Annotated in this window: 14 protein-coding genes; all 14 read right to left on the bottom strand. The window is 36.8% G+C overall.

What is annotated here, in order from left to right:
* Window positions 1-220: 220 nt before the first annotated feature.
* On the bottom strand, window positions 221-1,552 hold the full coding sequence (locus tag WMO42_RS12660) for a flagellar hook protein FlgE (RefSeq protein ID WP_022502704.1): 1,332 nt from the start codon (window positions 1,550-1,552) through the stop codon (window positions 221-223).
* 110 nt (window positions 1,553-1,662) lie between these two features.
* Complete coding sequence (locus WMO42_RS12655) at window positions 1,663-2,091, bottom strand: TIGR02530 family flagellar biosynthesis protein (protein WP_055174398.1); 429 nt, start codon at window positions 2,089-2,091, stop codon at window positions 1,663-1,665.
* 69 nt (window positions 2,092-2,160) lie between these two features.
* Window positions 2,161-2,718, bottom strand: a complete 558-nt coding sequence (locus WMO42_RS12650) for a flagellar hook capping FlgD N-terminal domain-containing protein (RefSeq protein ID WP_055174395.1) — start codon at window positions 2,716-2,718, stop codon at window positions 2,161-2,163.
* Window positions 2,719-2,773: 55 nt separating this feature from the next.
* Window positions 2,774-4,132 carry a flagellar hook-length control protein FliK gene (locus tag WMO42_RS12645; protein WP_055174392.1) on the bottom strand — a complete coding sequence of 453 codons (1,359 nt, stop codon included), beginning with the start codon at window positions 4,130-4,132 and terminating at the stop codon, window positions 2,774-2,776.
* A gap of 63 nt (window positions 4,133-4,195) precedes the next feature.
* The gene (locus WMO42_RS12640) at window positions 4,196-4,969 is read right to left on the bottom strand and encodes a hypothetical protein (RefSeq protein WP_055174390.1); all 774 of its coding nucleotides are present in this window, start codon (window positions 4,967-4,969) and stop codon (window positions 4,196-4,198) included.
* 17 nt (window positions 4,970-4,986) lie between these two features.
* Complete coding sequence (gene fliJ / locus WMO42_RS12635) at window positions 4,987-5,439, bottom strand: flagellar export protein FliJ (RefSeq protein WP_022502709.1); 453 nt, start codon at window positions 5,437-5,439, stop codon at window positions 4,987-4,989.
* Between the two features lie 89 nt (window positions 5,440-5,528).
* The gene (fliI, locus tag WMO42_RS12630; protein ID WP_022502710.1) at window positions 5,529-6,914 is read right to left on the bottom strand and encodes a flagellar protein export ATPase FliI; all 1,386 of its coding nucleotides are present in this window, start codon (window positions 6,912-6,914) and stop codon (window positions 5,529-5,531) included.
* A 79-nt stretch (window positions 6,915-6,993) separates the two neighbouring features.
* Window positions 6,994-7,827, bottom strand: coding sequence for a FliH/SctL family protein (locus tag WMO42_RS12625; protein ID WP_055307031.1), 834 nt, complete (start codon window positions 7,825-7,827; stop codon window positions 6,994-6,996).
* The gene (gene fliG, locus WMO42_RS12620; protein WP_055174387.1) at window positions 7,820-8,845 is read right to left on the bottom strand and encodes a flagellar motor switch protein FliG; all 1,026 of its coding nucleotides are present in this window, start codon (window positions 8,843-8,845) and stop codon (window positions 7,820-7,822) included. Before fliG ends, WMO42_RS12625 begins: the two co-directional genes overlap by 8 nt.
* A gap of 25 nt (window positions 8,846-8,870) precedes the next feature.
* Entirely contained in the window at window positions 8,871-10,478 is a 1,608-nt protein-coding gene (fliF, locus tag WMO42_RS12615; protein ID WP_022502713.1) for a flagellar basal-body MS-ring/collar protein FliF, read from the bottom strand.
* A 17-nt stretch (window positions 10,479-10,495) separates the two neighbouring features.
* Complete coding sequence (locus tag WMO42_RS12610; protein WP_022502714.1) at window positions 10,496-10,828, bottom strand: flagellar hook-basal body complex protein FliE; 333 nt, start codon at window positions 10,826-10,828, stop codon at window positions 10,496-10,498.
* Between the two features lie 67 nt (window positions 10,829-10,895).
* Window positions 10,896-11,381 (bottom strand): flagellar basal body rod protein FlgC, encoded by a 486-nt coding sequence (flgC, locus tag WMO42_RS12605; RefSeq protein ID WP_022502715.1) that lies wholly within the window; start codon window positions 11,379-11,381, stop codon window positions 10,896-10,898.
* A gap of 64 nt (window positions 11,382-11,445) precedes the next feature.
* Window positions 11,446-11,838, bottom strand: a complete 393-nt coding sequence (gene flgB / locus WMO42_RS12600; RefSeq protein WP_022502716.1) for a flagellar basal body rod protein FlgB — start codon at window positions 11,836-11,838, stop codon at window positions 11,446-11,448.
* A gap of 252 nt (window positions 11,839-12,090) precedes the next feature.
* On the bottom strand, window positions 12,091-12,861 hold the full coding sequence (gene codY, locus WMO42_RS12595) for a GTP-sensing pleiotropic transcriptional regulator CodY (protein ID WP_022502717.1): 771 nt from the start codon (window positions 12,859-12,861) through the stop codon (window positions 12,091-12,093).
* Window positions 12,862-12,915 lie beyond the last annotated feature (54 nt).

Raw genomic sequence — 12,915 nt, 5'->3', positions numbered from 1 at the left:
CCAATGACAAATTATTGCAATATAATACTGCCATTTTTCTACATATTTTCTTAATTAATCTGACAAATAATAACGAAATATTTCTTTATATCTTTTGTCTGCATAACTTATAGAATAAAATTCTGAAACATTCTATCCTTTCAATAAAATAATGGAACGCGGCAGAATACTCTTCTGTAGCGTTCCATAAATATGAATCGCTTTGTTATGATAACCTTAATTATCTCTTAAGATTAATAAGCTCCTCAAGCAAAGTATCTGATACTGTAATAATCCTTGAGTTAGCCTGATAGCCTCTCTGAGTTGTTATCATTGTAGTGAATTCCTGTGCAAGATCCACATTAGACATCTCTAATACTCCCGACTGGATCTTACCCTTTGTAGCTGATATATCTTTTCCTATTCCATCGAACTCACCTGAGTTAAGTGTTGCAGCGTATAAGTTCTCTCCAACCTTCTCAAGACCACCAGGGTTAGTGAATTCTGTTACAGCTATCTGTCCAATAGTCTTAACATCACCATTGCTATAGCTTGCATTAATTCTACCCATTGTATCAATACCGTAAGATGTCATTGTACCAACAGCCTTACCACCACCAATATAATTGCCAGTTGTTGCATCCTTGATACCATATGTCTGTTTGATTGATGACTTATCTGCTATCATCTTAATTCCTGACATATCAACAGTTAATATATGAGTTCCTTCAGCACCAATATTATCAAGCTGTGGATCATTAGCTGTTGGACTCTCAACTGTAAATTCAATATTAGCATTAGCTTCATTAGAAAGACCTGTAACTGAATTAAACACAAGTGTGTTACTTGTTGTAAGTGTAAGGTCTGTCTTTTCGCCATCCTTTGTTATTGAAGATGCTGTTATTGAGTATGTAACATCATTACCTGTCTGTCCTTCCTTATGAAGAACTACTGTTGCCTGATATAAACTACCAAGGCTGTCATAGAAGTTAAGCGTTGTTGTTACATCATCAGACTCTGTTGAATTAATATTACCAGCAAGTGTAAGTCCTGTTGTTCTTTCTGGTAATGTATATTTAACAGCATCACTTTCAAGATAAAGAGGTGATACCTTATCCTTTAATATCTCACCAGTCTCGCTGTCAACCTGCCATCCAAGTACGCTTGCACCAGACTGTGTAACCAATGCACCTGACTCATCCTTTGTAAAGTTACCAGCTCTTGTAAAATATGTATTACCACCGCTGCTTACAATAAAGAATGCGTTACAGCCTGTAATAGCGAGATCAGTTGCATTATCTGTTCTCTCTGTTGCACCTTCTGTTGTCATTGCTGTTGATATAGAACCCACTGAAGAGCCAAGACCAATCTGCATAGCATTAGTACCACCTTTACCTGTATCGGCATTAGGTCCTGTAGCTGTCTGTGTTGTCTGGTAAAACACTTCACTAAATGTCATCGACTGTGATTTGTAAGCTACTGTATTAACATTTGCAATGTTATTACCTATAACATCCATTCTTGTCTGATGTGATTTTAAGCCTGACACACCAGAGAACAATGCTCTCATCATAATATTATTCCTCCATACTGCGTAACCGCGTTATTTAATATTCTTATTAAACATTGAGGCGTATCATCTCATCTGTCAGTCAGAGATGAATAACATCCTTACCGGTCCTGTTACATAACTACTGCGCCATCAATATTAGTATAAATGTTGTCATCACTTGAATTCTGGTCAATAGCTGTTATTACTGTCTTCTTATCAGTATTGACTATGAACGCAAGATTATCAACAAGAACCAAAGACTCTTTGATTCCTTTGCTATATGCCTTCTTCGTTCCCTCTTCAAGCCTTATCATCTGTTCGTCAGTTAGTCTTATATCTCTCTGTTCAAGTCTTGCATCTGCATGTTTAGTGAATTTAAGCCCATATGCTACACCTGAAGTTCTGTCTGCGACAAGCTCATCAATTGACTGCTGACGACTTAATATTTCAGTAAATGAAGGGCCATCATACGTGGCATTAACATCCTGTTTCTTTCTCTTACTGATAACCTCTGCCATTCTTTCAATTGAAGTAACGCTGCCATTGAGTATATTATTCATAGACATCTCCCATCTTACATCAATTAAATTAAAGCATTATGTACATTCAATCCCTTTCCTGTACGAATTCTATTCTTCTGACCCAGCTGCTTCTGACTTATCAGTAGAATCTGTGCTGTCCTTTTTATCATCTGTTGAATCAGTACTGCCTGTTGTGCTGTCTGTACTTCCAGATGAACTATTAGAACCATTAGATGCATTCCATTTTTCATAGTAATCTTTGTCAATCACCTGATCAACATCATTAATATCATAAAGACCGCCGTTAATACCAAGATATATTATACCATCAATCTCCTGCCAGCCATTAACCACACCACCAGCATAGCCAGATGTATTCATATCTGTCTTTACAATAACAGCTTTACCAATAAGATTAGATGCTGTCTGGCTAAGCACTTTTTCATTCATCTCTGTTGTAGCTTCTACCTGTGAGAATGTTGCCATCTGAGCCATATAATCTGAATTACTTGTTGGTTCAAGCGGATCCTGATTCTGCATTTCTGCTACTAAAAGGCTCAAGAAGTTCTCCATATTAAGTGTGTTAGACTTCTTAGTATTCGTTGTCTTAGATGTAGAACTGATAATCTGGCTTTGCGATACTGCATTAGATGAATCTACTGCCATATGTGTTCTCCTTTCTTTATTCAATTAAAATAGTAATTTAATACATGTCTTTGTTCTATGCAAGATATTCAACACTGCTTCCCTCTGCCTTAGGTGCTGGAGCTGTACTCTCTAAATCTTCTTCTAATTCATCATCAAATGAAGAAAGATCAAGCTTTCTATGCACCTTGCTTTCGCCCTGCTTTCTTTCAGATTCACTCTGTCCGAAATTCTGGCCTGCTTCAAAGCTATGTGCCATAACTGTAATCTCCACAGCATCAACTTTAAGTCCCTGACTTTCAAACTGCTCCCTTAATGTAACCATCTGGTTCTCAAGTGCTGTCTTTACCTGCTCATTCTGAGCTGCAATCTGTGCAGAGACAATTCCGTTGCGGGCTGTAACTGTAATGTGCACGCTTCCAAGATGTTCTGGATTAAGCATAACTTCCATACTTGTAAGTTCTCTTGATGCCATAAGCTTTACACTGTCTATAACCTGATTGACGATGTCGGCTTCTTTAACCGTTGAAATATCTTCTGTTATAATGTCAGCAAATGTATCTGTAATATTAGATATCATATTATCCGCAACATCAGCATATGTAACTTTGTTGTTGGCTTCGTTAGACTCCGACATATTATTCTTTGCCTTGCCATCGCTTTCTGTTGTAATCTTCTTAGCAAGAACTTCACTTAAGCTTTCCTGATTATCTACTGTCTGGTTAATATTATCATCTGCATTCTTAGCATCTGATTCTTTAACATTATCCTGCTTAGCTGTATCTTCTGAATTAACTACAGGTGCTATATCGTTCTGTCCAAGAACAATTCCAACTTCTTCCGTCTTAACTCCAAGCATACCTGCTATATCAGCATTAGCTTCATCCACAACATTGATAATGTTATTAAAGCTCTGCATCATATCCTCATTAGTTATTAGTGTAAGTGCATCTGTTCCTGTAAGCTGTTCAATAAGCTCTGCTACTTTGGCAGTTGAAAGAAGATCCAGTGCTGTAAGCCCAAGTAACTCCATAGCCACTTTGATGTCTTCATCTGATACATCGAATTCTTCTTTAATAGCATCTTTAATATCTTCGCACACTTCTTTTACTGTATCTGTGACATCTTTATTATCTGCCTTGGAATTAACATCTGATATACTAGATGTATCAGCATTCTTAGCCGAACCTGTAACACTGCTCTTATCTTCTGATGTATTATTCTTTGCAGATATCTTATTAGTGTTAGTATTCTGAACATTAATAAGGTTATCTTTGATATTAGTCTTGCCAATATTACCATTAGTTGCCCCATTTGCAAGAGAATCTGCCATCACTGACTTGAAATCGCCCGATTTCTTAGCTGATGCCTTAGTCTGTGCAGTTCCAGACACCTTATTGGTGCTGCCTGTTCCAACTACTGCTGGACTAACCATATGTATTCCTCCTTTCTTGTAATGATTATATGTAATAAGACATTATGTCTGATTACCAAAATATTATGGATGAGTAATCTTTGTAATCTTAGCTGCATATACCGGATCCATCTCTGCAAGTACAGCTGCTCTCTGCTTAGATGTCATACACTGTAATATCTGTGATACAAGGTTCGTATCACCTGTCATCTCTTCAAGAATTGCAGCGGCACTGGCTGCATCCATCTTAGCATATGCCTCTGCCCAGTCCTTAATCTTCTGAGAATACTCAAGATCTTTTATAACCTGCTTATATAATTCTGCCGCATTATCTGCATCTATAGACTCATACCACGATTTGTAATTGGATATATCTGGTGCATTATCTGTGTAGACAACTTCCCTGTCGAACTTATCCTTTAAATCCTGATAATACTGTGCGTTATCTTCAAATACTTTTAATCTGGCAATCTCTGCCTGTAAATCAGCAATTGTTGATGAATCAGCTGTTCCTGCATCCTTATACTGTGCAAGTTCTGCTTCGAGTTCATTAATTCTGTCTATTGCCTCAGCAAGATTCTTATACTTGCTTCCTGTCTCTTCAGCTATCTCTTCATCTGTTGCCTCTGGAAGAATTCTGTTGATAACTGGAACATTCTTAAGGAATGGTCTTAGCATACTTCCTATTCCACCGACATTCATCTTTATCAACAAGCCAAATATGACAAGCCATATAGCAATTACAACCACTACAATAAATGCGTTAAGAAGCTTATTGCCGCCTGAACTTTCTTCTTCATCATTCAGATCTAAGCTGTCATCAATATCTAATTCTTCCTTGGATTTCTTCTTTGCCATAGTAATCTGCTCTCCGTTTATTCGTCTTCTTCTCTATCATTATAATTAAAGCTTACAACTTCATCAATCTCTTTCATCTCCTGTGCATTAAGCTCCTGTAGGAACTGCTCAAAAGCCTTTTCTTTCAGCTTTTCCTGAACTTTTCTTTCCTTAACTGCATCTGCAAGACGCTTCATTGAAGCCTCAACATTTCTTTCCGCCAGCTTAACCATTACAGCCTGGTTCTTTGCCATATCTTCTGTAATCTTAATAGCTTCATTACATCTTCTGATCTTAGCTATATCAAGCTTTCCTATAGATAGCTGCGAAGCCTGTACCTTATACGAATTAAGTGTTGACATAATATTGTGCATCTTCACTTCCTCATCATGAAGTGCTCCAAGCATCTGGGCATATTCTGTCTTAGCCTGCGTCTCCATTCTTTCTTTTATGTTAAGTACATTCTGCATACTATATATGAATTTTGCCATATTATATCAGCCCTCATACCTGTTATATTTTATCACAACTTATCGATAATTGGTATATATTTACATTAGATATATTAAGATTTCAACATTTATCGTCTTGCCTGTGCTCTCTGTGGTGCTTTTGGCTGTTCGCCAAGCTTCAGGCTTCCATTCTCAAAATCCTCATAATCACTGAACAAATCATATAAAGCATTCAATTCTTCATCCAGTGAGAACTTCTCATCTGTCTGCTGCATAAGAAATCTGTTAACAGCATCTATCTTGGATATCGCATAATCAATATTCCTGTTCGAGCCGCTCTTATAAGCCCCAATATTAATAAGGTCTTCCGCTTCATTATATGTAGCAAGCACTGTCTTTAACCTGCCTGCTGCTTTCTTATGTTCCTTGGATACTATCTGGCTCATACATCTTGATATACTTTGAAGCACATCAATAGCAGGATAATGATTCTTATGTCCTAACTTTCTTGAAAGCATTATATGACCATCAAGGATACTTCTTGCCGTATCTGTAATAGGTTCATTAAAATCATCACCATCAACAAGAACTGTATACAGACCTGTAATTGAGCCTTTATCTGACATACCTGCTCTCTCAAGCAGCTTAGGCATCTCACTATATACACTCGGTGGATAACCTCTTGTAACAGGTGGTTCACCAGATGCAAGTCCAATCTCTCTTTGTGCCATAGAGAAACGTGTCAATGAATCCATCATAAGAAGAACATCTTTTCCCTGATCCCTGAAATATTCTGCAATAGCTGTCGCTGTCTTAGCAGCCTTATTTCTTATAAGTGCCGGTTTATCTGATGTAGCAACTACAAGAACACTTCGTTTCATACCTTCAGGACCTAAATCCCTCTCAACAAATTCTCTTACTTCCCTGCCTCGCTCGCCTATAAGTGCAATAACATTAATATCTGCCTTTGTATTTCTTGCAAACATACCTAGCAATGTACTCTTACCTACACCACTACCTGCAAATATGCCAATTCTCTGTCCTTTACCTACTGTAAGCAGACCATCAACTGCCTTAACTCCAAGTGGAAGAATTTCACTGATAATCTCTCTTTCCATAGGATCTGGTGGTGCAGCTTCTACCGAATAAGCACTCTCAAGGTTAAGCTCTGCACCGTCTGTAGGATTGCCAAGTCCATCTAAAGTATGTCCTAAAATATCATCTCCAACCTTAACCTCTAATGGTTTTTCAGTATTCTCAACAATACTTCCAGGTCCAATTCCATCAACAACATCAAATGGCATAAGAAGAACTCTAGAGTCCTTAAATCCTACCACCTCTGCAAATAACACCTGACTTCTGTCAGCTGAGTAAATTTTACATAAATCATTAAGCTTGGCATCCGGCCCTATTGACTCTATTGTAAGACCTACAATCTTAGTAACCTTTCCAAGCTTCTTATAGAAAGATTTCTCTGTCAAAGAATAATATTTATCTATATTTAGTAGTGACAAATCTTCTTCCTCCCTGTATCTGTATAACAATATGCCAGAGTACCTGCCATATAATTATCATTTTATATAGCTTTATAACTTACATACAGCTTAACAACTTAATATCCTTAATAAGATTGTTAAGTTCTATATCAAGGCTACAGTCAAATACACCTGCATCTGTCTCTATTATACATTCATTCTTCTTCATTGTTGTATCTGCAACAATATCAAGATTAATCTCTTTAGATACCGCACAATATATCTTGCCCTGATTATTTGTTAAGAACTTATAATCTTCTGGTGAAACCTTAATAACAAAATCATTGCTTGTCTCTGCATTCTTAAGGACATTACCGATAAGGCCAAGTATTATATCCTGATTATCATCAGATACAACTCTTGTAACTTTTCTGAATACATCAGTTATTGTATTAACAAGCTCTGGCTCAATAGCTGCTTTAAGCTGTTCATATTCATTTGTTAACTGTTCAGCCTTTGCTTCATAATCTCTTGCAAGCTGAGCCGCCTTATCTTCGTATTCCTGTCTTGCACCTTCTGCACCTTGTTGGTATCCTTGCTTCTTAGCTTCTTGTAAAAGCCTGTCCGCCTCCATATGTGCCTGTGCAAGAATTTCATTAGCCTCATCCTTGATACTCTGTGCTTCGTTGCTGGCATTCTCTATTATTGAAGCAGCTTGTGCTTCATAACTGGCATCAGTTGCCGCTTCTTCATTCATATCGTCTTCTGAACCTGTGAGCAGCTGTTCTACAACATCTGCCTTAAGTCCATTAACAAAACCGTCTGCATCAACATTATCTTTGTTATTCTGAATTTCTATAATATGCTTTAACTTACTTTTAACAAGGTCGTTATAATCTATAACTCTCTCATCACTACTTACTGTAGTGCCTCTTTTTAACAGATTAGACAATTATCTCGTCACCTCCGCCTCTTGCAATAACAATCTCTGCTGAATCTTCAAGCTTTCTTATAATATTAACAATCTTCTGCTGTGCCTCTTCAACATCCTTCATACGAACAGGTCCCATATATTCCATATCTTCCTTTATCATAACAGCAAGACGCTTTGAAAGATTATTAAGAATAACATTCTGAACTTCTTCTGCAGCTCCCTTAAGGGCAAGAGCAAGATCTCCATTATCAACATCTCTAAGAACTCTCTGGATTGCTCTGTCATCAAGCGAAAGAATATCTTCAAATACGAACATTTTCTTACGGATTTCATCAGCAAGCTCTGGCTCTTCGACTTCGAGAGTTTCCATAATATGTCTTTCTGTTCCTCTGTCAACAGAATTGAGGATTTCAACAATGGCATCTACACCACCAACAATTGTGTAATCCTGATTTACTAAAGAAGCAAGCTTCTTCTCAAGTACCTTTTCAACCTGCTTGATAACATCTGGTGATGTTCTATCCATCTGGGCTATTCTCCTTGCAACATCTGCCTGCTTTTCAGGTGGCAAAGATGATATAACTGCCGATGCCTGTGAAGGTGGAAGGTATGATAATATAAGAGCAATAGTCTGTGGATGCTCATCCTGTATAAAGTTGAGCAGCTGTGAAGAATCTGTTCTTCTGATAAATTCGAATGGACGTACCTGAAGGCTTGCTGTAAGTTTTCCTATAACAGCCTTTGCCTTTTCTTCTCCTAAAGACTTCTCAAGAAGCTCTTTAGCGTATCCGATACCACCTTCTGCAATATACTGCTGTGCAAGACACACTTCATAGAAATCATTGAGCACCTGCTCTTTTGTCTGTGGAGATACACTGCTAGTATTAGCAATTTCAAGTGTAAGCTGTTCTATTTCGTCTTCTTTAAGATGCTTGAAAATCTGTGCTGATTTCTCAGGTCCAAGTGCTATAAGAAGTATCGCAGCCTTTTCAACTCCATCCATATTTTTTTCGCCGTTAGCGTTCTGTCGTGCCATTTATCCTCACTCCCAAATCAAATCATTAATTCCAATCTTCATTAAGCCAGTTACGCAATAGCAATGCAACAGCTTCTGGATTCTCGTCCACGAACTTCTCGATTGCCTTTCTCGTCTCTGACTTCTCCTGTAAGTCAATATCGTCAACTGATGGCTGGTTCTCTCTCGTAGAAGCAAGCATTTCCTCAACAGAAAGCTCTGGTTCTTTTTCTTCCACTGTAAGAGGTCTTGCACTTCTAATAATCACAAGCACAAGGATTCCAAGTATTGCAGCTGCAAGTACAATCTGTACCCAGAACGATGCCTTGCTTAATATATTGCTTGAAGCCTTATCCTGGAATGAATTCTTCTGGTAAGCCACTACTGATATATTAGCCGGGTCAATACCTGTACCCTTTGATATAATATCCACCCACGAATTATCAACATTAAGTGTTACTGGTTCAGAATTCTCACTCTTAAATGTATCCCAGTCTTTTCCATCAAGATAACCAAGCTTCTTAGCCTGTGTCTCTTCATATGTAACATTCTTAATAAGTGTTACAGCTATAGATGAACCATTTTTCACTATAGCACCTGGGTCTGTATTAGTTGTTGTTACAAGCTCGTTAGGAAGATAATCATATTCCTTAACAGTATATGTAGATGTTGATGTTGTACCATCTGTAATATCATATGTTGTTCCACTGTTACTTGTTGTACCAGGTGTACCACTTGCACCATTAGTACCTACAGACTCCTGTTCATAAGAATGACTGTATAACCCTTCTTCTCTTCCTTCCTGTGCTGTATATTCTTTTGCAATTGTATTAACTGTATTCCAGTCAAGTTCATAATTAAGTGTTATAACAGCATCATCATATAATCCTGTTGAAACAATATTTCTAAGAAGCGAACTGCTTGTTGTAGCTTCAATCTGTGATTTGTACTTTAACTTGCTGTTCATTCCCACACCTGATGTTGAATTATTACCAGCAGCTCCATTAAATAATGTATTACCTTTGTTATCTATAATAGTAATGCTCTTAGTTGAATCATTGCCAACCGCCATAGCAAGAAGCGAAGCCATACTCTCAGCTGCATCTTCATTAATATCCTTTGTTGTAACGAGTTTAACTGCTACTGTAGCATCTGATGCTGCCTGATAAAATGAATTAGTCTTCTCAGGCATATTAATTGTAACGGAAGCATCCTTAACTCCGTCCATATCCTTAAGATCGCCCTCTAGCTTAGTCTCAAGATAATGGGCATACTGCTTGGTACTGTCCGAATCTGTTGTTGTAAAGCTTCTCTTCATAGCATCTTCAAATGTATAGCCATCTGACTGTATATTCTGGCTTGCAAGAAGCATTTTACAGGCTGTAAGCTCTTTGGAATTAACACTTACTACCATATTATTAATTTTATATTTGTGATTATTGTCCGTAAGCAGTGTAGTTACCGAATTCATCTCTGTATAATCTTCACACGTTACAAGTACCTCATACTTAGGTCTTGTAAGCACAATTGCCACTATGCTCACAACCGCTATAAAAGCAACGATTGAACCTATTATTAATACTCTTTGTTTTACTGACCAACTCTTCCAGATGTCTAATAACTTCTGAGGGATCTGTTTCAATTTATCTGCCATTATTAACTCCTAAGTAATTATATCTGCATATTCATTATTTCTTTATATGCCTCAAGTGCTTTATCTCTTATTGCAACTGTATATTGCAGGGCAATATTAGCTTTCTGCTGATACACTCCTAACTCGTGTGTATTAGTCATATTACCAAGTGCATAATCAACTTCCGCCTGCTGCGCCTGCTGAATATATGAATTGGTACTATCCAATAGTCCCGAAACAGCATTAAATACTGAATCAAATGATGAGTCATCTGTTGTGCCTGAAGCTGTATTAGTCTTATTAGTTAAAAGGTCAGACACCTTATTAACATAATCACTCCCAAGCGAATTAACTGCTGTTGTTAAATCCATATCACAATTCCTCCATCCAATCTATATTAATTAATCTTTTATCTGATGATATAATTCAATCCCTGAATTATGACTGTCCGATAGTAAGTCCCTTTGATGCCATATCTTTACTTGAGTTAAATGCTGAAATATTAGCTTCATATGACCTTGATGCATCTATAAGGTCTGTCATCTCCTGAACAACATTAACATTAGGATATGTAACATATCCATTCTCATCTGCATCCGGATGAGATGGGTCATATACCATATTCATATCTGTAGAAGTATCATCATATATAGATGTAACTTTAACACCGCTGCCCACTACTCCACCATTAGCTGCTCTTAACGCATCTGCAAATGTTGTTCCTGATGATGAATAAACTGACCTTCCAGCCATACCTGATGTAACAGTCTTTTCTGTAAATACAACCGACTTCTTAACATATGCTGTTCCGTCACTTGTTCTTGTAGTATTAGCATTAGCTATATTCTGTGAAATAACATCTGTTCTTAACTGCTGTGCTGTCATTCCTGATGCACTTATATTAAATGCCGCAAACATTGACATATCAATAATCCTCCAATCCCGCTTTAAATAAATATTAACTTCTTTAGTAAACTAACCAGTCTTATTACTTAAGTACCGCTTTAAAACGTGTAAATTCATTATTCATACTGTCAATCAAGCCATTATAATTAAGCTGTTCTGATGCAAGTTCAACATTCTCTGTTGATAAATCCACATTATTACCATCTAATCTGTATGATAAAGTAGAATTATCAGTATAAGTTCTCATAGTAACATCATTATAATTAATATTGTTAACTCTGTTAGTAAGAGATGTTGAATCTCCTCCTGAACGGCTCAATGCAGACTTTAAATAAGTAGTAAATTCCACATCCTGTCTTTTGTAATTAGGTGTATCAACATTAGCTATATTATTAGTCAATACTTCCTCTCTCGCCCAGCTTGCATCAGCTGCGGTCTTTAATACATCTACATAACCAAACATTCCCGAGCTCATATATACCCCTTTCCAATTATGGACATTAAACATAATTACACTAACTACCATTATAATAATTTACGACAAAAAAACAAGTTTTTTTTAATCTTTTTGAATATTTTGCTGTATTTTTACAAAAACACTTAATATTTTATTACTAAAATAAAAAAGAAAGAGCTGACAACAGCTCTCTCCCTCTATAACCATACAAACAATCCATTAATAATTGCTTTATATATGCAATTACCCATCCGCATATATCATAAATAATTAATCATCAAGTTTAGAAAGCTCTTCAAACACATATTCATTAACGACTTTTATATATGTTCCTTTCATTCCTGATGACTTGCAGTCAATAACACCCGCACTCTCAAATTTTCTTAAAGCATTGACAATTACTGATCTTGTTATGCCGACATTATCAGCAATCTTACTTGCGACAAGCGTTCCTTCATTGCCATCAAGTTCTTTAAATATACTCTTAATAGCATCAAGTTCAGATGTTGACAGTGTATCAATAGCTGATCTTACTATCTTCTTCTTTCTGCTTTCTTCTGCAGTCTCTTCATTAACTGAACGCATCATCTCAAGTCCAACTACTGTCGTGCCATACTCGCTTAAAATAATATCGTCTATTTCATATGAGCTGTCACTCTTATACATAAATAATGTTCCAAGCCTCTCTCCAGCTATCTCCACAGGAGCAATTAACGCCTGAAACTTCTTTACATTCTCAATTGTAAATCCTAATGTTGAAAGATTAACATTCTCCTTGGTTGACAATACACTTAACAATCTTTCGTTAAGCATCTCATCAACAAAGCCGCCTACCTTATCATATACAAGCTCACTGATTACTTCAACACCCTCATAGTATCCAGTGCCAAGGACTTTACCTTTTCTGCTTATAACAAGAATATTAGACTCAAGTATACCGCTTAACACTGCACACATATCATTGAATTCAACTCTTGCAGAATGATTGTTATGCAGAAGCTTGTTAATTTTTCTTGTCTTATCCAAAAGTTGTACACTCATCTTTTATTCCTCCATATATTAAATTACACCGATAAACATCTGTATAATCAAATA

Origin of the sequence: Lachnospira sp. CLA-JM-H23 (assembly GCF_040096425.1) — a bacterium.
GTDB lineage: Bacteria > Bacillota > Clostridia > Lachnospirales > Lachnospiraceae > Lachnospira > Lachnospira rogosae.
This window is presented reverse-complemented; position numbering and strand designations above follow the sequence as displayed.

What these genes read in the sequence shown, in the direction of transcription:
- WMO42_RS12650 (WP_055174395.1), bottom strand. Translation starts at nt 2,718, where the DNA reads ATGGCAGTAGATTCATCTAATGCAGTATCGCAAAGCCAGATTATCAGT.
- WMO42_RS12655 (WP_055174398.1), bottom strand. Translation starts at nt 2,091, where the DNA reads ATGAATAATATACTCAATGGCAGCGTTACTTCAATTGAAAGAATGGCA.
- flgC (WP_022502715.1), bottom strand. Translation starts at nt 11,381, where the DNA reads ATGTCAATGTTTGCGGCATTTAATATAAGTGCATCAGGAATGACAGCA.
- WMO42_RS12645 (WP_055174392.1), bottom strand. Translation starts at nt 4,132, where the DNA reads ATGGTTAGTCCAGCAGTAGTTGGAACAGGCAGCACCAATAAGGTGTCT.
- flgB (WP_022502716.1), bottom strand. Translation starts at nt 11,838, where the DNA reads ATGAGCTCGGGAATGTTTGGTTATGTAGATGTATTAAAGACCGCAGCT.
- WMO42_RS12610 (WP_022502714.1), bottom strand. Translation starts at nt 10,828, where the DNA reads ATGGATTTAACAACAGCAGTTAATTCGCTTGGGAGTGATTATGTTAAT.
- fliG (WP_055174387.1), bottom strand. Translation starts at nt 8,845, where the DNA reads ATGGCACGACAGAACGCTAACGGCGAAAAAAATATGGATGGAGTTGAA.
- fliF (WP_022502713.1), bottom strand. Translation starts at nt 10,478, where the DNA reads ATGGCAGATAAATTGAAACAGATCCCTCAGAAGTTATTAGACATCTGG.
- WMO42_RS12640 (WP_055174390.1), bottom strand. Translation starts at nt 4,969, where the DNA reads ATGGCAAAGAAGAAATCCAAGGAAGAATTAGATATTGATGACAGCTTA.
- fliJ (WP_022502709.1), bottom strand. Translation starts at nt 5,439, where the DNA reads ATGGCAAAATTCATATATAGTATGCAGAATGTACTTAACATAAAAGAA.
- codY (WP_022502717.1), bottom strand. Translation starts at nt 12,861, where the DNA reads ATGAGTGTACAACTTTTGGATAAGACAAGAAAAATTAACAAGCTTCTG.
- WMO42_RS12660 (WP_022502704.1), bottom strand. Translation starts at nt 1,552, where the DNA reads ATGATGAGAGCATTGTTCTCTGGTGTGTCAGGCTTAAAATCACATCAG.